Annotated in this window: 13 protein-coding genes; 4 read left to right on the plus strand and 9 right to left on the minus strand. The window is 62.2% G+C overall.

Features of this window, described 5'->3' with window-relative positions; genetic code table 11:
- Positions 1-39 precede the first annotated feature (39 nt).
- From groL to RM192_RS01145, 4 genes are all read right to left on the minus strand, one after another.
- The gene (gene groL / locus RM192_RS01130) at positions 40-1683 is read right to left on the minus strand and encodes a chaperonin GroEL (RefSeq protein ID WP_311505686.1); all 1644 of its coding nucleotides are present in this window, start codon (positions 1681-1683) and stop codon (positions 40-42) included.
- A 49-nt stretch (positions 1684-1732) separates the two neighbouring features.
- Positions 1733-2020, minus strand: coding sequence for a co-chaperone GroES (gene groES / locus RM192_RS01135; RefSeq protein WP_231466322.1), 288 nt, complete (start codon positions 2018-2020; stop codon positions 1733-1735).
- 140 nt (positions 2021-2160) lie between these two features.
- Complete coding sequence (locus RM192_RS01140) at positions 2161-3537, minus strand: MATE family efflux transporter (RefSeq protein ID WP_311505688.1); 1377 nt, start codon at positions 3535-3537, stop codon at positions 2161-2163.
- Positions 3538-3612: 75 nt separating this feature from the next.
- Positions 3613-4095, minus strand: coding sequence for a hypothetical protein (locus RM192_RS01145; RefSeq protein WP_311505690.1), 483 nt, complete (start codon positions 4093-4095; stop codon positions 3613-3615).
- Positions 4096-4266: 171 nt separating this feature from the next.
- On the opposite strand from RM192_RS01145, the gene RM192_RS01150 reads away from it, so the two are divergent.
- Positions 4267-5625 (plus strand): ATP-binding protein, encoded by a 1359-nt coding sequence (locus RM192_RS01150; protein ID WP_311505692.1) that lies wholly within the window; start codon positions 4267-4269, stop codon positions 5623-5625.
- Between the two features lie 99 nt (positions 5626-5724).
- On the opposite strand, the gene rplL is transcribed toward RM192_RS01150, so the two are convergent.
- The 3 genes from rplL to RM192_RS01165 form a co-directional block, all read right to left on the minus strand.
- Positions 5725-6096 (minus strand): 50S ribosomal protein L7/L12, encoded by a 372-nt coding sequence (rplL, locus tag RM192_RS01155; RefSeq protein ID WP_264421051.1) that lies wholly within the window; start codon positions 6094-6096, stop codon positions 5725-5727.
- Positions 6097-6159: 63 nt separating this feature from the next.
- Positions 6160-6672, minus strand: coding sequence for a 50S ribosomal protein L10 (rplJ, locus tag RM192_RS01160; RefSeq protein WP_311505693.1), 513 nt, complete (start codon positions 6670-6672; stop codon positions 6160-6162).
- A gap of 409 nt (positions 6673-7081) precedes the next feature.
- Complete coding sequence (locus RM192_RS01165; protein WP_311505694.1) at positions 7082-7966, minus strand: hypothetical protein; 885 nt, start codon at positions 7964-7966, stop codon at positions 7082-7084.
- Positions 7967-8426: 460 nt separating this feature from the next.
- Between RM192_RS01165 and rpoB the strand changes: the two genes are divergently transcribed.
- The 3 genes from rpoB to RM192_RS01180 all read left to right on the plus strand — a co-directional run bounded on the left by rpoB (position 8427) and on the right by RM192_RS01180 (position 18953).
- Positions 8427-12587: a DNA-directed RNA polymerase subunit beta gene (gene rpoB / locus RM192_RS01170; RefSeq protein WP_311505695.1), complete on the plus strand. Its 4161-nt coding sequence runs from the start codon at positions 8427-8429 to the stop codon at positions 12585-12587.
- 90 nt (positions 12588-12677) lie between these two features.
- On the plus strand, positions 12678-16961 hold the full coding sequence (gene rpoC / locus RM192_RS01175; protein ID WP_311505696.1) for a DNA-directed RNA polymerase subunit beta': 4284 nt from the start codon (positions 12678-12680) through the stop codon (positions 16959-16961).
- Between the two features lie 189 nt (positions 16962-17150).
- Complete coding sequence (locus tag RM192_RS01180) at positions 17151-18953, plus strand: methyl-accepting chemotaxis protein (RefSeq protein ID WP_311505697.1); 1803 nt, start codon at positions 17151-17153, stop codon at positions 18951-18953.
- A 2-nt stretch (positions 18954-18955) separates the two neighbouring features.
- On the opposite strand, the gene RM192_RS01185 is transcribed toward RM192_RS01180, so the two are convergent.
- Positions 18956-20530, minus strand: a complete 1575-nt coding sequence (locus RM192_RS01185) for a hypothetical protein (protein WP_311505698.1) — start codon at positions 20528-20530, stop codon at positions 18956-18958.
- A gap of 169 nt (positions 20531-20699) precedes the next feature.
- Positions 20700-21692: a class II fructose-bisphosphatase gene (gene glpX / locus RM192_RS01190; RefSeq protein ID WP_311505699.1), complete on the minus strand. Its 993-nt coding sequence runs from the start codon at positions 21690-21692 to the stop codon at positions 20700-20702.
- Positions 21693-21842 lie beyond the last annotated feature (150 nt).

A 21842-nucleotide genomic window follows, 5' to 3' on the forward strand; every position in this document is an offset into this window, starting at 1 on the left:
CTCCGGCCTTCATCGAGTTCAGCTACGGTAGGCTTGGACTTAGAAGTCCATGCCGCCCATGCCGCCCATGCCGCCACCCATCGGGGGCATCGAGGGCTTGTCTTCGGGGCGTTCGCTGATCGCCGCTTCGGTGGTGATCAGCAGGCCCGAGACCGAGGCTGCGTCCTGGAGCGCGGTACGCACGACCTTGGTCGGGTCGATCACGCCGGCTGCCTTCAGATTTTCGTAAACGTCGGTCGAGGCGTTGAAGCCCTGATTTTCGTCGTTTTCGCGCAGCAGGTTGCCAGCGACAACCGCACCGTCATGGCCAGCGTTCGTGGCGATCTGGCGCAGCGGAGCCTGAATCGCGCGGCGCACGATGTCGATGCCCTTGGTCTGGTCGTCGTTCGCGCCCTTGAGGCCTTCGAGAGCCTTGGTTGCGTAGAGGAGTGCAGTACCGCCGCCTGGGACGATGCCTTCCTCGACTGCAGCGCGGGTTGCGTGGAGAGCGTCGTCGACGCGATCCTTGCGCTCCTTGACTTCGACTTCGGTAGCACCGCCGACCTTGATCACGGCAACGCCGCCAGCAAGCTTGGCAAGGCGTTCCTGCAGCTTTTCACGGTCGTAGTCCGAAGTGGTGACTTCGATCTGCGCACGGATCTGCTCGACGCGGCCCTTGATGTCTTCGGCAGCACCGGCACCATCGACGATCGTGGTGTTGTCCTTGTCGATCGTGACCTTCTTGGCCTGACCGAGCATGCCGAGAGTGACGGTTTCGAGCTTGATGCCGAGGTCTTCGGAGATCATTTCGCCAGCGGTCAGCGTGGCGATGTCGCCCAGCATGGCCTTCCGGCGGTCACCGAAGCCCGGTGCCTTGACGGCAGCGATCTTCAGGCCACCGCGCAGCTTGTTTACGACCAGAGTCGCCAGCGCTTCGCCTTCGATGTCTTCGGCGATGATCAGCAGCGGACGGCCCGACTGCACAACCGCTTCGAGGATCGGCAGCATCGCCTGCAGCGACGACAGCTTCTTCTCGTGGATCAGGATGTACGGGTTCTCGAGTTCGACCGTCATCTTTTCGGGGTTGGTGATGAAGTACGGCGAGAGGTAACCGCGGTCGAACTGCATGCCTTCGACGACATCGAGTTCGAATTCGAGGCCCTTGGCCTCTTCAACGGTGATCACGCCTTCCTTGCCGACCTTTTCCATGGCCTGAGCGATCTTCTCGCCCACTTCCACGTCGCCATTGGCCGAGATGATGCCGACCTGTGCGATTTCCGACGAACCGGTAACCGGGGTCGAACGCGACTTGAGGTTCTCGACGACCTTGAGGACGGCGATGTCGATGCCGCGCTTCAGGTCCATCGGGTTCATGCCGGCGGCGACCGAGGTCATGCCTTCACGAACGATTGCCTGTGCCAGAACGGTGGCGGTGGTGGTGCCGTCACCGGCTGCGTCGTTGGCCTTCGAAGCCACTTCGCGCAGCATCTGGGCGCCCATGTTCTCGAACTTGTCCTTCAGTTCGATTTCCTTGGCGACGGTGACGCCGTCCTTGGTGATGCGGGGCGCGCCGAAGCTCTTGTCGATCACCACATTGCGACCCTTGGGTCCGAGCGTGACCTTTACGGCGTCAGCGAGAATGTCGACGCCGCGCAGAATGCGTTCACGGGCGTCACGGCCGAACTTTACGTCCTTGGCTGCCATGTTGATTTCCTTTGAATTTCTGGATTGGTAAGTCGGAAAATCCGGGTGATCAGCCGATCACGCCAAGAACATCCGATTCCTTCATGATCAGCAGGTCTTCGCCGCCAACCTTGACTTCGGTGCCGGACCACTTGCCGAACAGGACGCGGTCGCCGACCTTCACGTCCATCGGAGTGATCGTGCCGTTTTCGGCGCGGGCACCGGTGCCAACGGCGACGATTTCGCCTTCGGCCGGCTTTTCCTTGGCGCTATCGGGAATGATGATCCCGCCTGCGGTCTTTTCCTCGGCTTCGACGCGGCGTACCAGCACGCGGTCGTGCAACGGACGGAATGACATGGGTTTCTCCCTCTTCCATACTAAAAAATGGGGCTTGGCACTCTCAGGGGGAGAGTGCCAGCGGGCGGGATATGGTGCCATGCCGGGTGAGCGTCAATGCCCCCACCGGAGATTCTTTTTGCAGAAGTGAACGAAACAGTTCAGGCGGGAAGCAGGCCCAGCCGCGCACGCATGCTCCAGCGCCAGTGCAAGAGGCCCGCTACGAAGATCAGGCCGACGAGCAGTCCGACCCAGACGCCGATGCCGCCGATAGTGGTGAAAAGCCCGAGCCACAAGGCAGTGCCCACGCCCGGCACCCAATACCCGAAGATGGCAATCAGCATCGGCACGCGCGTGTCCTGCAGCCCGCGCAACATGCTGGCCCCCACCGCTTGCGCGCCGTCGAACAGCTGGAACGCGGCCGCAACCATCATGTATTGCAGCGCAAGCACGACCACGCGTGCGTTTTCGGGCGCTGAAGGATCGATGTAGAGCCTGAGCAACTGCATCGGGAACAGCATCATCACGCCGGCAGAAAGCGCCATGAAGCCGATGCCGAGTTGGGTTGCGACCTTTCCGGCAAGAGCGATCGCGGCCTTGTCGCGCGCGCCAAAGGCGAGCCCAACACGGATCGTCGCGGCCTGTCCGACGCCAAAAGGCACCTGAAACGCGATGGCCGCGAACTGCAAGGCGAGGGTATGAGCCGCCAACTCCGTCTCACCGATCCGGCCCATGACGAAAGCCGCACCGTTGAACATGCCGGCTTCCGCAATGATCGTGCCACAGATCGGCAAGCCGATACGCATGACATCGGCAAAGCGCTTCCATTCCGGCCTCCACCAGCGGCCGAGCAAGCGGTAGCGGTGCAGGCGGCGATCGAAACGGATGACGAGCATGAACGCGAACAGCATCGCGGTGCTGGTCAGGACGCTGGATATGGCGGAGCCGAGCAGACCGAGTTCGGGCGCTCCCCAATTGCCGAAGACGAAGACCCAGTTGCCAAGCGCATTGATGGCCACGGCCATGCCGGTAATCGCGGTGCCGATGCCGGGGCGTCCGAGCGTGGCGACGACGGTGCGCAGCAGCGCAGCGAGGACGGTGGGGATCGCCGCCCACATCAGGACCTGCAGGAACGGCACGGCGCGGGCGATCACCCCGGCATCCTGCCCGGTAACCCGCATGAGCGGCCCGCCCAGCAGGCACACACCCATGGCAAAGCAGGCTGCCAGCAGGCCGGCCCATCCGGCCATACGCACGGTTCGGCGTACTTCGCGCACGGCATGGGACCGGCTACCAAGTTCGGCAGCGATCAGGGGGGAGGCGGCACCGACCAGGCCGGTCATGCTCCACATCAGCAACCCGAATAACGACACCGAAAGCGACGATGCCGCTAGCGCCTCAGGCCCGAGCCGCGCGACGAACACCACATCGACAGCGAACACCGCCATTTGCAGCAGATTCGCGCCGACCATCGGCGCGGCCAGCCTTAGCATGGCGCGCAGTTCGTCGGCGTGGCAGAGGGGCGGCTTTTCAAACATCAGGGCGGGGGGCATAGGGCGGCGGCAAGGTCTTGGGAAGCCGAGTCATTCCGGTATTTCTGCCAAGCGGCAAACTCAGGCGGTCGGGGCAGGGCGCGCTATTACGCCGCCAAGATTGCGCAGGCTCTGGCGGCGTCGCGGAGGCACATCGTTGCTGGTCGCGCGCAGTTCATGCAGACGCGCTTCCGCTTTCTTCAGGGCATCGGCCACTTTTTCGTCGGCCAGCGCGGCGATGCATTCATAATCCTCGATGATGCTGCGCACGGCCTGGGTGGTTCGTTTCAGCGCGCTTTGATAGGCATCGCAGTTGAGGCCCCGGTGGAGCGCCACAGCGGCGGCTCCGACAAAACTGAACAGCGGCACAAGGGTCGCGTCGTTGGCAAAGCCCGATATCGAGAACGATCCCGCTGCAACCGGGAAGACGATGCTGACGAGTTGCAGCGGCCAGCTACCGAGGCGGACCAGCAGAAGCCAGCGGCGCAAGCTCGTATCTTCGCTATCCAGTTGGTTTACGCGCACCGCCGCAAAAGTGCGATACCGTTCCACGTCCCCGCCCATCGTCGCTCCCCTCTGTTTTCCCTGTCTGACCATGTCCGACCACAAGCACGCTCGCAAGCGGGACGGCCAATCGGTTCTGCAGCCTTTCGCCACGCGCCTCATTTGTCACAGAATATTTCCGCCTTCCCGCAGTTGGTTGACCGCCGGGTCAAGCGGTGACAGCGTCAGGTGATGGAAGGGATGCCCGAACTGGCCCCGCGCGATCGTCTAGAACGAAAACTGCGCCATGGCCCGAATCTGTCGAGACTGGCGGTGCGCGCCGCGTCGCTGCTGTTGGTTCTGGCGGCGGTCCAGGCGCTGGCCAGCCTGCTGTTCTACGACGCGATCGACAAGAAAACGCTGCGCGAGGATCACGCAAGGCGAGTTGCCGAACTGCTGGTGGTCAGCCAGCGGCTGCACGGGGTTGCTCCGCAGGCCGTGGCAAAGACAATGTCTACGAGCCATCTCGAAGTCGTGGTCGCCTCGGCACCGCTCGTGGCGGGCGGGCCGCAGGACGAAGCCGTGGACGAGATAAGGCGCCATATCCTGCATTGGGAACCGCAACTGAGCGCCAAACCACTTCTGCTCGGGATCGAGCCGTCACGGAGCGGATATCGCGATCTTGTCGGTGCGATGCAGTTGCCGGACGGGCGCTGGCTCAATTTCCGTTCGCGCGATATCAGCACAGGTTGGCCGATCGCCTTGCGCGCGACGGTTCTCACTCTCGTGACGGCCGCACTGGGCCTGGCCTTGGCGCTTTGGTCTCTGCGTATCATCACCCGGCCCTTGCGAGAATTGACCGATGTCGCCGATGCCATCGGCCAAGGGCAACTGGTGCCGGTGCGCGAAAGCGGACCGGATGACTTGCGCAGTCTTGCCCGCTCGATGAACGTGATGCAGGCGCGCATTGCCGCGATGTTGGAAGATCAGGCGCGCTCGTTCGAGGCAATCAGCCATGACCTGCGCACGCCGTTATCGCGCGTCACAATCGCCGCCGATATGATCGGAGACGACGAGATCGCCGGGCTCGTGCGTGACAGCACCGAAGAGATGGAGGCGATGCTGATGTCGTTGCAGCAATATCTGCGCGCGCAGCATCTGACAGCGGTGGCCGAGCCTGTCGATCTGACCTTGGCGCTGGGCGATCTGCTCGAGGGAGCGTTTCCAGGGCAGGCTCACCTGACGATTGCGTCCGGCGCGGTGGTGCAGACGTATCGCGAACCTCTCCTGCTGGCGGTCAGGGCACTTGTCGAGAATGCGGTGCACTATGGTGGCAGCGCCGACGTTTTGGTCGAGCCAGCAGGTGAGGGTCGCTGGACCGTCAGGGTGGAAGATTCCGGCCCGGGCATTCCCGAAGACCAGTTCGAGCGAATTCTCGCGCCGTTCTACCGGATCGACGAAGCGCGGGCACGTGATACGGCGGGGTTCGGCCTGGGTATTCCGACGGCGCACCGGCTGTTGCAACGCTTCGGCGGCGCATTGGCGTTCGGCCGCGCTTCCGGTGGGGGACTGTCGGTGCGGGTGACAGTGCCCATCGCGCCGGACGCGTGAGCTGGCCACAAATGAACCGGGCACGAAAAAGGCGGAGCCGAAGCCCCGCCTTTCCCATCCGCGAGCGCTTCAAGACACCCGCGAAACTTGTAAAGAAGATTACTTGATTTCGACGGTGCCGCCGGCTTCTTCGATCTTCTTCTTGATGTCTTCGGCTTCAGCCTTCGACACGCCTTCCTTGACAGCCTTCGGAGCGGCTTCAACCAGCGCCTTGGCTTCGGTCAGGCCGAGCGAGGTGATCGCGCGAACTTCCTTGATGACCTGGATCTTCTTGCCACCGTCGCCGGTGAGGATCACGTCAAATTCGGTCTTCTCTTCAACTGCTTCGGCAGCAGCGGCAGGAGCCGCAGCAACGGCAACAGCAGCAGCGGCGCTAACGCCCCATGCTTCTTCGAGAGCCTTGGCAAGGTCAGCGGCTTCAAGAACGGTCAGCTTCGACAGTTCGGCAACGAGATTGGCGATGTCAGCCATGATGTATCACTCCTGATTTGATGGCGTCCGGGGCCGAGGCCGCCGGGCGGAATTCGAACAGTCTTATGCGGCTTCCTTGGCGTAGGCGCCGAAGACGCGAGCCAGCTTGGCTGCCGGAGCAGTCGTGAGCTGGGCGATCTTCGTGGCCGGAGCCTGGATGAGGCCGATGAGCGTGCCACGCAGTTCGTCGAGGCTGGGCATGGACGCGAGCGCCCGGACACCGGCTTCGTTGAGAACGTGCGTACCCATTGCACCGCCGACAATTTCAATCTTGTCGGTGGTCTTGGCGAACTCGACCACTGCCTTGGCGGCAGCAACCGGATCGGCGGACGCTGCGATTGCGGTAGGCCCGGTGAACAGATCACCCATGCCTTCGTAATCGGTGCCCGCGATGGCAAGCTTGGCAAGACTGTTCTTCGCAACCTTGTAGGTGGCACCCGCTTCACGGATCTTGTTGCGCAGGGCGGAGGACTGAGCCACCGTCATGCCGAGGTTGCGGGTGATGACCACCGCGCCGGCCTCTGAAAAGACACCGTTAAGGAATGCGACCGATTCGGCTTTCTGCGAACGATCCATGCCTAACTCCTTCACAAATGACCGTACGGGAAAGCCCCGGACGGCCGGCTACGTTTGTCGGTGTCCCGGAGAGCACCGGCTAAGTCCGTTGACGAAGGGAAGGAGGTGCGCAGGAATGCGCGAATGACGCCGCGTTCCAATCAGGAGCGAAGGGCCAGAAACTCTTTTCCCCGTCTGGGCTGGAGATTAAGTGCGGGCAGATCCTGCACACCAACTGTCTCGGACGGATGATCGGCCAGTCCCGAAGAACGTGCCGGTCGGGCGGGCCTCTGTCGGATTCGGCAGCACAAGTCAAGGGTTTCGCGAGTTTCGACGCGTCCCCTGCGCGCCATGAAAGAGCGGCCCCGCCCGTAATTGGGAGGGACCGCTCTCTTCGCCACGACGTGGCGACGGGCGAAGGGGGGTGTAATCAGGCGTCGGCAAGGACGCGATGCGGTTGCAGAGCGCGTTCGGCAGCGGGTTCTGTTCGGACAGGTGCCGGGACGTTGGTGTCGTGTTTCATCGCCTGCACGATCAGGCGGGCGCGACGGCGGCGCGCCTTGCGCGATATGAACGGGTTGATCGCGTCTGGCGGCGAGGCCACCATGCGGTCGATCAGGTCCGCGCGCTCGTCGGGCGTGGTCGCACAGGTCTTGGCCATGAGCATTGCTGGGCTCACGGGGGCGCGTTCGGCTTGTGGTGCAGGAATTGTCGTGGGTCGTGCGGCTGACCTGTCCCCGACCGGCGGGACAAAGTCTGCGTCAACTTCCCAGATCCTGCGGCGGCGATTGGCGGCAAATGCTACACCTCCCAAAACAAGCAGGGTTGCAGCGGCACCTACCGGCAGAGCCCAGTCGGTGGTTGCATCTCCAGGACTCATCAGCGCGGGCGCGGGAGATTCAGCCTCCGGCGTCACAGTCGTCGTGGCGGGCAGGGTAGCAGCGGGTGCGGCCGCCTTGGGTGATTGCTCCAGCGAGGCAGCCGCCGTCCTGCTGACGGACTGCACCGCCGATTGCGCGCGAACAGCAACAGGCGGAGCGGCTGGCCCGGCGCGAGGTGCACGGACGACCGACGGTGGCGAGGTATCCCGAACTTCAGGCGACGGGGTCGGGCTTTCGGCTGCAGTTACCGGCAATATGATCGTCGGCGCGGCTGGCGGAGTTGTCGGAACGGCAATGACAGGAACTGGGGCAACGGCTTGCTCGACAGTCACGTCGGGCGCGGCCTCCTGTGCATGAGCCATTCCGGTAGAAAGCAGCAGCACGGCTGAAATCGCCATGGTGGTGCGGGGCGATAGGGTTGTCTGTCTGGTCATGGCAGCAAAACGCGACGAAACGTTTTTAAGGTCGCACTTGGCGATGAAGCGTGCGGTTATTGGCGCTGAGCTGACTCGATTCGCATTTCAGTCAAACTTGTTCATCTGCGATTAAGTGGCTTGTTCATGTGTCCGACAGAAATCACGCTTCGCCCTACTGGCCGCGCTTTCGTGCACCGCCGGCAGTCATGCTTTGACTTCCTTGCGGCGCAATCCTATATGGCACCCCTGTCCTCGCTTCGAGCAAGGCTGTCCCATGCGCAGGGGGTGGCCACGGAAGGAAGCGATCGGCAATTCATCTGACGCAACAGGCTGCTGGCCATGGTCTCCGTTTCAAGGAGTTTCATGCGCTGTGCGGCCTTTTGCCGTTTGGTGGCGCCACATGCTGCGCGTGGCAGATTTCCGCCGGTTTTCCGGCCCGGTTCTTCCGGTAATTACTTGAAAGAGGCTCGTAACCTTCATGGCTACCAAAGCTCCCAGCCGTCCCGGCGTGAAGAAGCGCATTCGCAAGATCTTCGGTGATATTCACGAAGTCGTGCAGATGCCGAACCTGATCGAAGTCCAGCGCGAATCGTATGAGCAGTTCCTCCGCTCCGATCCCTCAACGGGCTACGTCTCGGGCCTTGAAAAGACGCTGCGTTCGGTCTTTCCGATCCAGGATTTTGCTGGCACCGCGAGCCTCGATATCAAGGAAAAGGACGGTTATGTCCTTGAAGCGCCCAAGTATGATGTGAACGAATGCCGCCAGCGCGGCATCACTTATGCGGCGCCGATGAAGGTTACGCTCAAGCTCGCCACTTTCGAAGTGGACTCCGAGACCGAGACCAAGTCGCTCATCGATATCAAGGAGCAGGATGTTTACATGGGCGATATTCCGCTCATGACGCATAACGGCACCTTCTTCATCAACGGCACCGAGCGCGTGATCGTCAGCCAGATGCACCGTTCGCCGGGCGTGCTGTTTGACCACGACCGCGGCAAGACGCATTCATCGGGCAAGTATCTGTTTGCGGCCCGCGTGATCCCTTATCGCGGTTCGTGGCTCGATTTCGAGTTCGACGCCAAGGACATCGTCAACGTCCGTATCGACCGCAAGCGCAAGCTGCCGGTCACCGCGCTGTTGCACGCGCTGGGCCTTGCCGACGACCAGATCCTCGACTTCTTCTACGAGACCGTGACCTGGACCCGTGCCGCTTCGGGCTGGAAGGTTCCGTTCGTGCTCGAACAGTGGCGCGGCACCAAGCCGACCTTCGACATCGTCGACGGCAAGTCGGGCGAGATCATCTTCCCCGCCGGGCAGAAGATTTCTCCGCGCGCCGCCAACAAGGCGTTCAAGGATGGTCTTGAAGAGCTGCTGATCCCGACCGAGGAAATCTTCGGTCGTTATGCCGCCAAGGACCTGATCGACGAGGCGACCGGCCGCATCTGGATCGAAGCCGGTGACGAAGTCGGCCCCGAGAACCTCGAAGTTCTCGACCGTGTCGGCGTCGATCATCTCGAACTGCTCGACATCGATCACATCACCACCGGTCCGTGGATCCGCAACACGCTCAAGGCCGACAAGTCGCCTGACCGCGATCACGCATTGTCCGACATCTATCGCGTCATGCGCCCGGGCGAGCCGCCGACGCGCGAAACCGCCGAAGCGCTGTTCGATGGCCTGTTCTTCGATCCTGACCGCTACGACCTCTCGGCAGTGGGCCGCGTCAAGCTCAACATGCGTCTGAGCCTCGATTGCGAGGATACGGTAACCACCTTGCGTACGGACGACATTCTCGCCGTGGTCAAGGAACTGGTGAGCCTGAAGGACGGCAAGGGCGAAGTCGACGACATCGACAACCTCGGCAACCGCCGCGTGCGTTCGGTGGGCGAACTGCTCGAGAACCAGTACCGCGTCGGCCTGCTCCGCATGGAGCGCGCCGTGAAGGAGCGCATGTCGTCGGTCGACGTGTCGACGGTCATGCCGAACGACCTGATCAACGCCAAGCCGGCGGTTGCAGCCGTTCGTGAATTCTTCGGCTCTTCGCAGCTGTCGCAGTTCATGGACCAGACCAACCCGCTGTCGGAAGTGACGCACAAGCGCCGTGTTTCGGCCTTGGGCCCAGGCGGTCTGACGCGTGAGCGAGCGGGCTTCGAAGTCCGCGACGTCCACCCGACCCACTATGGCCGTATCTGCCCGATTGAAACGCCGGAAGGCCCGAACATCGGTCTGATCAACTCGCTGTCGACTTTTGCTCGCGTCAACAAGTACGGCTTCATCGAAACGCCGTACCGCAAGGTGATCGACGGCAAGGTGACCAAGGACGTCATCTATCTTTCGGCGATGGAAGAGCAGAAGCACACGGTGGCGCAGGCTTCGGCTGAAACCAACAGCGATGGCTCGTTCGTCGAGGAACTCGTCTCGGCTCGCCAGAACGGCGAATTTGTGATGGCTCCGCGCGACACCGTCACGCTGATGGACGTTTCGCCAAAGCAGCTCGTTTCGGTCGCGGCCTCGCTCATTCCATTCCTGGAAAACGATGACGCCAACCGCGCGCTCATGGGCTCGAACATGCAGCGCCAGGCCGTTCCGCTGATCAAGGCCGATGCGCCTTTCGTTGGCACCGGCATGGAAGAAACCGTTGCGCGCGACTCGGGCGCAGCGATCTCGGCCCTGCGCGGCGGTATCGTCGATCAGATGGACGCCACGCGTATCGTGATCCGCGCCAGCGGCGATATCGAACCCGGCCAGTCGGGCGTCGACATCTACCGCCTGCAGAAGTTCGAGCGCTCGAACCAGTCGACCTGCATCAACCAGCGTCCGCTGGTGAAGGTGGGCGATCTGATCGAGAAGGGCGACATCATCGCCGACGGTCCATCGACCGAGTTCGGTGAACTGGCGCTTGGCCGCAACGTGCTCGTCGCGTTCATGCCGTGGAATGGCTACAACTACGAAGACTCGATCCTGATCTCCGAACGGATCGTCAAGGAAGACGTCTTCACCTCGATCCACATCGAGGAGTTCGAAGTCATGGCCCGCGACACCAAGCTTGGGCCAGAAGACATCACCCGCGATATCCCGAACGTCGGTGAGGAAGCCCTGCGCAACCTCGACGAAGCGGGCATCGTCTATATCGGCGCGGAAGTTCACCCCGGTGACATTCTGGTCGGCAAGATCACCCCGAAGGGTGAATCGCCGATGACGCCGGAAGAGAAGCTGCTTCGCGCGATCTTCGGTGAAAAGGCCAGCGACGTGCGCGACACTTCGCTTCGCCTGCCGCCGGGTGTTGCTGGAACGATCGTCGACGTGCGCGTCTTCAACCGTCACGGCATCGAGATCGACGACCGTACCCGCGCGATCCAGAACGAGGAAATCGAACGCCTCGCCAAGGACCGCGAGGACGAACGCGCCATCCTTAATCGCGCAACGTTCAACCGTCTGCGCGACATGCTGCTGGGCCAGGTCATTGCGGCCGCGCCCAAGGGCATCCGCAAGGGTGACACCATCGACGAACAGGTTCTCGCCGATGTCGAGCGGTACGAATGGTGGAAGTTCGCGGTTGCCGACGATGCCCGCCAGAGCCAGCTCGAAGCGGTCAAGGCGCAGTATGATTCCAGCGTCAAGGCGATCCAGGAGAAGTTCGAGGACCGCAAGGAGAAGCTGGAGCGCGGTGACGAACTGGCTCCGGGCGTGCTGAAGATGGTCAAGGTCTTCGTGGCCGTGAAGCGCAAGCTTCAGCCGGGTGACAAGATGGCCGGCCGTCACGGCAACAAGGGCATCATCAGCCGCATCCTGCCACAGGAAGACATGCCGTTCCTTGAGGACGGTACGCCAGTCGACTTCGTGCTCAACCCGCTGGGCGTGCCGTCGCGCATGAACGTCGGGCAGATCTTCGAAACGCACCTTGGCTGGGCCGCACGCGGTCTGGGCAAGCGTATCGGCGATGCTCTGGATTCGTGGCGCGAGGCCAATCCGAACCCTGAAGCAGGGCAACCGCCAGAAGCGGTTCGTGAACTGCTCTCGGAAATCTACGGCAGCAACTACACTGCCGAGATCGCCGCACGCAACGACGAGCAGATCATCGACTTCGCACAGTCGGTCCGCCTCGGCGTGCCGATGGGCTCGCCGGTGTTCGACGGCGCGGTCGAGAAGGACGTGACCGACATGCTGCGGCTTGCCGGGCTCGATGAATCGGGTCAGGTGACGCTGTTCGACGGCCGCACCGGAGACTCGTTCGACCGCAAGGTCACCGTGGGCATGAAGTACGTGCTCAAGCTGCACCACTTGGTCGACGACAAGATCCACGCGCGTTCGATCGGGCCCTACAGCCTCGTCACCCAGCAGCCGCTGGGCGGTAAGGCGCAGTTCGGTGGCCAGCGCTTCGGTGAAATGGAGGTCTGGGCTCTCCAGGCCTACGGCGCGGCCTACACGCTGCAGGAAATGCTCACGGTGAAGTCGGACGATGTCGTCGGACGCACCAAGGTCTACGAAGCAATCGTCAAGGGCGACGATACCTTCGAGGCTGGCATTCCCGAAAGCTTCAACGTGCTCGTCAAGGAAATGCGCTCGCTCGGCCTCAACGTCGAACTGTCATCGCTGGATAACACCGACGACGACGATTTCGCGCAGGCTGCCGAGTAAGGGTGAGGGGCGGCGGTTCATCCGTCGCCCGCTCCTTCGCCAAGATTTTTACGTCCAGCGCCTCACGACGGGGCAAGGGAACGGCACAAGATGAACGACCTGACCAAATTCACGAACCAGATTGCGAAGCCCGAGACGTTCGACCAGATCCAGATCGGTCTGGCGTCGCCTGAGCGCATTCGCAGCTGGTCCTTCGGCGAAATCAAGAAGCCGGAAACCATCAACTACCGCACGTTCAAGCCCGAGCGTGACGGCTTGTTCTGCGCGCGCATCTTCGGTCCGGTGAAGGACTACGAGTGCCTGTGCGGCAAGTACAAGCGCATGAAGTACAAGGGCGTCGTCTGCGAAAAGTGCGGCGTCGAAGTGACCGTGACCAAGGTCCGCCGCGAGCGCATGGGCCACATCGAACTGGCAGCACCAGTTGCGCACATCTGGTTCCTCAAGTCGCTGCCGTCGCGCATCGGCCTGCTGCTCGACATGCAGCTCAAGCAGCTTGAGCGCATCCTCTACTTCGAAAGCTACGTGGTTATCGAGCCGGGCCTGACCCCGCTCGAGAACTACCAGCTCCTGACCGAAGACGAACTGCTCGACGCGCAGGACGAGTACGGCGAAGACGCCTTCTCGGCCGGCATCGGCGCAGAAGCGGTCAAGCACATGCTGATGAACCTCGATCTGGTTCAGGAGCGTGACGACCTGATGGAAGAGCTGCGGACCACCAAGTCCGAACTCAAGCCCAAGAAGATCATCAAGCGCCTCAAGGTCGTGGAATCGTTCATCGATTCGGGCAACCGCCCTGAATGGATGATCCTTGATGTCGTTCCGGTCATCCCGCCAGAACTGCGCCCGCTGGTGCCGCTGGACGGTGGCCGCTTCGCGACCTCGGATCTCAACGATCTCTATCGCCGCGTGATCAACCGCAACAACCGCCTCAAGCGTCTGATCGAGCTGCGCGCGCCGGACATCATCGTCCGCAACGAAAAGCGCATGCTGCAGGAAGCGGTTGACGCGCTGTTCGACAACGGCCGCCGTGGCCGCGTGATCACCGGTGCCAACAAGCGTCCGCTGAAGTCGCTGTCAGACATGCTCAAAGGCAAGCAGGGCCGCTTCCGCCAGAACCTTCTGGGCAAGCGCGTCGACTATTCGGGCCGTTCGGTCATCGTGACGGGTCCGGAACTCAAGCTGCACCAGTGCGGTTTGCCCAAGAAGATGGCGCTCGAACTGTTCAAGCCGTTCATCTACGCGCGTCTGGATGCCAAGGGTCTGTCGATGACCCTGAAGCAGGCCAAGAAGTGGGTCGAAAAGGAGCGCAAGGAAGTCTGGGACATCCTGGACGAAGTGATCCGCGAACACCCCGTCATGCTGAACCGTGCGCCGACGCTGCACCGTCTTGGCATTCAGGCGTTCGAACCCGTGCTGATCGAAGGCAAGGCGATCCAGCTGCACCCGCTCGTCTGCTCGGCCTTCAACGCCGACTTCGACGGTGACCAGATGGCCGTCCACGTGCCGCTTTCGCTGGAAGCCCAGCTGGAAGCGCGCGTGCTGATGATGTCGACCAACAACATCCTGTCGCCAGCGAACGGCAAGCCGATCATCGTGCCTTCGCAGGACATGGTCTTGGGCATCTATTACCTTTCGATGGACCGCGCAGGCGAGCCGGGCGAAGGCATGATGCTGGCCGACATGGCCGAAGTGCATCAGGCATTGGAAGTGAAGGCGGTAACCCTCCACTCCAAGATCATCGCCCGCGTCCCGCAGACCGACGAGGCTGGCAAGCAGTACCTCAAGCGTTTCGAAACGACGCCGGGCCGCATGCTGATCGGCGAGTGCCTGCCCAAGAACTTCAAGGTGCCGTTCGACGTCGTCAATCGTCTTCTGACGAAGAAGGACGTCGGCGACGTGATCGACGAAGTGTACCGTCACACCGGCCAGAAGGACACCGTGCTGTTCGCCGACGCGATCATGTCGCTCGGCTTCCGCCACGCGTTCAAGGCCGGTATCTCGTTCGGCAAGGATGACATGATCATCCCCGACAGCAAGGATGCCCTGGTTGCGGAAACCAAGGAGCTTGTTGCCGATTACGAGCAGCAATATCAGGACGGCCTGATCACCCAGCAGGAAAAGTACAACAAGGTGATCGACGCCTGGAGCCGTTGCGGCGACCAGGTGGCAAACGCCATGATGGACGAAATTCGTGCTGAGCCGATCGACGAGGAAACCGGCCGTCTCAAGCCGATCAACTCGATCTACATGATGAGCCACTCGGGCGCGCGTGGTTCGCCGGCGCAGATGAAGCAGCTCGCAGGTATGCGCGGTCTGATGGCCAAGCCTTCGGGCGAGATCATTGAAACGCCGATCATCTCGAACTTCAAGGAAGGTCTGACCGTTCTTGAATACTTCAACTCCACCCACGGCGCCCGTAAGGGTCTGGCCGATACCGCGCTCAAGACGGCAAACTCGGGTTACCTGACCCGCCGTCTGGTCGACGTGTCGCAGGATTGCGTCGTGATCGAGGAAGATTGCGGCACCGAACGCGCGCTGGAAATGCGCTCGATCGTGCAGGGCGGCGCGACCATTGCTTCGCTCGGCGAACGCATCCTTGGCCGTACGCTGGCCGAAGATCTGGTTGAAGCCAAGACCGGCGAAGTCGTTGCGTTCAAGGGCGATCTGCTCGACGAACCGGCGATCACCCGGATCGAAGCGGCTGGCTTCCAGTCGGCGCGCATCCGCTCGCCGCTGGTCTGCGAAGCGACCATGGGCGTTTGCGGCAAGTGCTACGGGCGCGATCTTGCCCGCGGTACGCCGGTCAACATCGGTGAAGCTGTCGGCGTCATCGCCGCGCAGTCGATCGGTGAACCGGGCACGCAGCTGACCATGCGTACCTTCCACATCGGTGGGGCGGCGCAGGTCAACGAGCAGTCGCACCTTGAGGCGATCAGCGACGGTACCGTGGTTTACCGCGATATCCCGACGATCACCGACAAGCGCAACCGTCGTCTGTCGCTCGCCCGCAACGGCGAAATCGTGCTGATGGATACCGATGGCCGTGAGCGCGCAATTCACCGCGTCCCTTACGGTACGCATCTTATCCATGAGAACGGCTCGATCGTTGCTCAGGGCGATCGTCTGGCCGAGTGGGATCCGTTCACCACGCCGGTCATCACCGAAAAGCCCGGCATCGTGCGCTATCAGGATCTTGTCGACGGCAAGACCCTGACCGAGCAGACCGACGAAGCGACCGGCATGACCAGCCGCGTCATCACCGAGAACCGCTCGATCAACCGCAGCAAGAAGGAGGACCTGCGTCCTCGCCTGACCCTGCTTGACGACGATTCGGGTGAAGCTGCACGCTACCTTCTGGCCGTGGGGACCACGCTCTCGGTTGAAGATGGCCAGCGCGTCGAAGCGGGTGAAATCCTTGCCCGTGCATCGCGCGAAGCTGCCAAGACCCGCGACATCACCGGCGGTCTGCCGCGCGTTGCCGAACTGTTCGAGGCGCGTAAGCCCAAGGACAATTCGATCATCGCCAAGATTGCCGGGCGCATCGAATTCGTGCGTGACTACAAGGCCAAGCGCAAGATCGCGATCATTCCGGAAGAGGGTGAACCGGTTGAGTATCTGGTCCCGAAGAGCCGCGTGATCGACGTGCAGGAAGGCGACTACGTCAAGAAGGGCGACAACCTGATCTCGGGTTCGCCTGATCCGCACGACATTCTGGAAGTGATGGGCGTTGAGGCTCTGGCCGAATACCTCGTCGCGGAAATCCAGGAAGTCTACCGACTGCAGGGCGTGAAGATCAACGACAAGCACATCGAGGTGATCGTTCGCCAGATGCTGCAGAAGGTTGAAATCACCAACGGTGGCGACACCACCCTGCTTGCCGGCGAACAGGTCGATCTCGAAGAGATGCTCGAAGTCAACGCCAAGCTCGAGGAGGGCTTCGCGCCAGCCGAAGGCAAGCCGGTGCTGCTCGGGATCACGAAGGCTTCGCTGCAGACGCGTTCGTTCATCTCGGCTGCATCGTTCCAGGAAACCACGCGCGTGCTCACGCAGGCCGCGGTTGAGGGCAAGACGGACTCGTTGATCGGTCTCAAGGAGAACGTGATCGTGGGCCGTCTGATCCCGGCTGGTACGGGTGCGGGCATGAACCGCCTGCGCGTGGCTGCAAACTCACGCGATGCGGCACTGCGCGCTTCGTACCGCAAGCTTCAGGAATCGCTGATCGCTCCGGCGTCAGCAGCCGAAGAGCATGCGGCCGAACTGGCACAGGGTCCTGAAGCTGCGATCGGTGACGATCCGCTGGCGGCAGTCGAGGGTGAAACCCACGGCACCGATGCCGATGCCGGTGACTACCTGATCGAAGGCAGCGAGGACTGATCCTCTCCACCTTCCGCGAATTGGTTGGCCCCGCCGGAGCAATCCGGCGGGGCTTTTCGTTGGGTGTTGAGCTACGCTCGCACCTATCCATAGGGACATGCGCATTTATGCTGATGGCGCTGCGCGGCCAATTTAACCCTGATGCTCTAGTCCATCATCGCAACTGTTGGCCAAACGGAGCGCCTGCGTGTGATCAAGGACCAGACTTCGCGTGGGGCCAAGCTCGTCGTCGGCTTGATCCTTGCAGGAATTGCCATTGCCGCAATCGGCATCGGCTACATCCGCTTCGGAGGGCCGCTTCACCGGCAGAACCTTCTGCAGGACGAATTGCTGGCGGACATCCTGCCGCCTCCCGCTTTCGTCGTCGAACCTTATCTGCATGCCACCTGGGCCATTGCCGACCCCGCCCATGCTGGGGATGCGCTCGAGGAACTGAAGGAGGAACATGAGCTGTTTCGCCAGCGCAAGGCCTATTGGCAGAAGGCCGACGTTCCCGAGGAATTGCGCGCGGAAGTGACCGCCACTATCGGTGCCGCCGATGCGTTCTGGGCAGCGCTCGACAGCGCATTCATTCCGGCCATGACGTCTGGTGATCTCGCCACGATGAAGGCGGTCCATGCCGCCAAACTGACACCCGCCTATATCCGGCAGCACGATGCGGTGAGTCACCTAGTCGAAAGCTCGGGCAAGTATCGCACCGGGTTGATGGACAAGGCCCAGCTTCTCGTCGGGATCCTCATCATGGTCTTCGTGGCGATCGCTCTGGCCATTGTCGGCGTGATCAACCTTGCTGCGCGGATGATCCGGAAAATGGTCGTCGCGCCATTGGTGGATACGGCTGAATCGATGCAACGCATGGCCGAAGGCGACTATTCCGGCGGAGCGCAGGGGCTCGAGCGGCAGGATGAAATCGGGATGATGGCGCGAGCAATTGTCGTGTTCCGGGACAACGGGCTGGCGCGACAGGCTGCAGAACAGGACCAGCGGATGGTTGTCGCCGCCCTTTCCTCAGGGCTGGAGTGCATGGCCCGGCAGGATCTTGAATTTCGCATCTGCAATGAATTCCCGGCGGGGTATGAGGAACTCAGGCGCAATTACAATTCCGCCGTCGCTGCACTGGCCTCGGCGATGCGTACCGTGCGCGTCGGCTCATCGAGCGTACTGAATGCCATCACTGAAATCCGGGCGGCAACCGACGATCTTGCCTATCGAAACGAGCAGCAGGCTTCGAGTCTTGCCCAGACCGCCGCGGCAATGAACAGTGTCACTGGCAGCGTGCGCGAGACTGCCGCCAGTGCGCGCAGCGTGCAGGATGCCATTGCCCGCGCGCATGGCGAGGCCAGCGATGGCGGCGACGTGGTGCAGCGCGCGGTCGATGCCATGGCCAAGATCGAAGCCTCGGCCCAGGAAATCAGCCAGATCATCACCGTGATCGATGGTATCGCTTTCCAGACCAATCTTTTGGCGCTGAACGCCGGGGTCGAAGCGGCGCGGGCAGGGGATGCGGGCAGGGGATTTGCGGTTGTTGCATCGGAAGTGCGCGCGCTGGCCCAGCGTTCTGCCGACGCTGCACAACACATCAAGACCCTGATCGAGACAAGCACCGCGCAAGTCAGCGAAGGCGTGAGCCTTGTCGGCGAAACCGGCGAGCGGCTGATCGGCATCGTCGAACAGGTGGCAACCGTCGATGGTCTGCTTGCCAGCATTGCCGAAGCGGCATCGCAGCAGGCGGAAAGCCTCGTAGGAGTCAACGTCTCCGTGGCAGAGATGGACCAGATGACTCAGGCCAACGCGGCCATGGTAGAGCAATCGTCGGCGGCAACGCACAGCCTATCGCGAGAAGCCGAACGCCTGACCCAACTGGTCGAAAGCTTCCGAACCCGCGATTCAGAAGGCCGTCCGGCCCATGCGGCAAATGCCTCTGCCATGCGCCGAACTTCCGGCCTGCAAGTGGAACGCGCCGGGACAAAGCTGGCCCTGGCGTCCGGCTGACCTCAACTCTCGGCTGTGCGGCCTTCGCCGGTATCGGCAGGGCCTTCCTTGCCCCGCTGCTCGAACTCGTCATTGGTCATTTGCAGCAGCTTGCGGGCGGCAACGGCATTGCGCTCGTCCAGCTTCTCGACAGCGGCCCTGATGCGCGCGGCGCCGATCGGGAGATGCGGGTCGCGCATCAACATGCGCAAGGTCGCCTTCGCTTCGTCGAATTGCGCCCTGTCGATCTGGCTCAGTGCCACTTCCTCGCGCAGTCCGCGGTCATAAGGAGCCAGTTCCAGCGAGCGATGGAGGGCCTGCAACGCGTTGCCGGTCGGTCTGAACCCCTGGTTGAGATAGGACAGGTAATAGTAGAACAGCGGCAAGGGGTGGTCCGCGTCGAGAGCGTTGGCTTTGAGGAACGCTGCACGGACGGCATTCCAATCCGCGCTTGTGGCGGTGCCTTCATTTGCCTTCCCCAGAAGACTTCTGCCTTTCAGCACTTGCGCTTCGATGGCCCTTGGATCAGCGGCCAGCGCGCTTTCTGATGCCACCAGCGCCGCATCAAAATGATCCGCGTCGAATTCCGCCTTTGCGAGGACGGTCTGGACGAACGGGTCCTGCGGATTGCGGGCGCCGATGGCCCGCGCTTCGGCTGCGACACCTTCCGCCAACTTGTCCTCGATCCCCCGGCGCATGCGCATCCACAGGGGTATGATCTCGCTAGCCCCGCTGCTCAGTTCGCGGACAGAGACGCTGACAGGCGGCAGGGTTTCGCCCTTGATCAGATAGTAAGGCATCGAGACCTTGCGGCCATAGGCCTGGAGATCGAGTTCCAGCTTCCGCAAGTCCCCGAACGCAGCGATTGCGGCGTCGCGGTCATTCAGTCCGCGAGAAAGGGCACCTGCATAGGCAACGAGCTGTCCTTCGCGCGAAGGCTCGAACGTCAGCATGTGGTAGAGCAGCCACGAACGCGGGTAGAATGTGTCAAACGCCACCTCGCGCCGGTTGAAATAGGCCTGACTGTCGACCAGCAATTCGACCGGAACGGTCACCTGATGGTTCAGCTGCCACCCTCGCCATTCGCCGACAAGCCCAAGACCGATCGATCCGTTCTTTTCGAAGCGGGCCGTCGACACGAATTCGGCAAACCCTTCGTTCAGCCAGATCGGATAGAGCACCGACTGGTTCTCGGAGACGAAATGGTGCGCGTATTCGTGCAGAAGGATGCCTTCCGAATCGTTGTTCTCGCCGTTTTCCTGCACCAGAAACGGGGGGACGATGGCATAGCTGGCCCCCGCGATCGAGGCGTAGAAGCCGCCGACATAGGAGCCACCCTTTCCGAACAGGCGCGAGACGTCGAGGGGGGACTGCACCATGAAGATCGTCACCCGGGCCGATGGTGACGTCCCATCGTCAGGCCGGGACGTGAGTTGCCGCAAGGCAGCATCGAAGCGTTCCAGCTTCGTCGCCATGATGCGGCTTTGTTCGGTCCCGCGATCAGAATAGACGACGAAGTGCTTGCTTGTGGCCTCGAACCATTTTGCCTGCGCCGTGGTTGCCATCACCATCGACGCCAGCAATGCGATAAGATTCAAGACTGTACGGCGCACTTCGTCCCCCCGTCGATGCCACACTGGCACAGTAGCCAAGCGACCCATTTCGACAATCGCAATTCGCGCTGGATCGGCAGGAATGCGAAAGGCCGGCACGCCTTGAAGCATGCCGGCCTTTCACGAAAATGCAGTCGGCCGTTCGGGCCGGGTTTCAGCGGCCCTTGCGGTGCTCGCCCTTGACCCAGCGCACGGTGCCCGACGAGGCGCGCATGACCACGGTTTCGGTGGTCATCGTGCCGTCCTTGCGAACTTTCACGCCTGCCAGAAGTGAGCCGTCGGTGACGCCGGTGGCTGCAAAGATGCAGTCGCCCTTGGCCAATTCGATCAGGTCATACTGCTTGTTGAGATCGGTGATGCCCCACTTGTAAGCGCGTTGCTTTTCGTCCTCGTTGCGGAACAGCAGACGGCCCTTGAACTGGCCTCCGACGCAGCGCAGCGCGGCTGCGGCCAGCACGCCTTCGGGCGCGCCGCCGGTTCCCATGTACATGTCGATGCCGGTGTCGTCGTTGGTGACCGCAATCACGCCCGCAACGTCACCGTCCGGGATCAGCGCGATACCGCAACCCAGCGAGCGCAGTTCGGCGATAAGCGCTTCATGGCGCGGCCGGTCGAGCACGCAGACGATGATGTCGCCCGGCGCGACGCCCTTGGCGGCGGCGACGGCCTGGACGTTCTCGGTCGGCGACTTGTCGAGGTCGATGATGCCTTCGGGATAGCCCGGGCCGACCGCCAACTTGTCCATGTAGACGTCGGGCGCGTTGAGCAGCCCGCCTTCTTCGGCGACTGCCAGCACGGCAAGCGCATTCGGCCCGGCCTTGGCGGTGATCGTCGTGCCCTCGAGCGGATCCAATGCGATGTCGATCTTGGGGCCTACGCCCGGAGCCGAGCCGACCTTCTCGCCGATGTACAGCATCGGGGCTTCGTCGCGTTCGCCCTCGCCGATGACCACGGTGCCATCCATGTACAGCTCGTTAAACGCCGCGCGCATCGCCTCGACGGCGGCAGCGTCGGCGGCCTTTTCATCGCCGCGCCCGATCAGGCGCGACGCGCCGATGGCAGCGGCTTCGGTGACGCGCACCATTTCGAGCACGAGCACGCGGTCAAGGACTTGCGATGGGGCGGGGTTGGTGGGCTTGTCGGTCACGATGGCTCCCTATAGGTCAAAGGCTCGGATCAATTACTCGGGCGCAGTGTTCAGCCATTGTGCAGGGTTGGACCGGCAGGACCGGCTCGACGCAGCACTCTTGCTGTGCAAATACTGTGCAAACGTATGCGTAAATATCATTTCCGTCGC

This window comes from Novosphingobium sp. MMS21-SN21R (assembly GCF_031846015.1).
In the GTDB taxonomy this organism is placed as follows: Bacteria; Pseudomonadota; Alphaproteobacteria; order Sphingomonadales; family Sphingomonadaceae; genus Novosphingobium.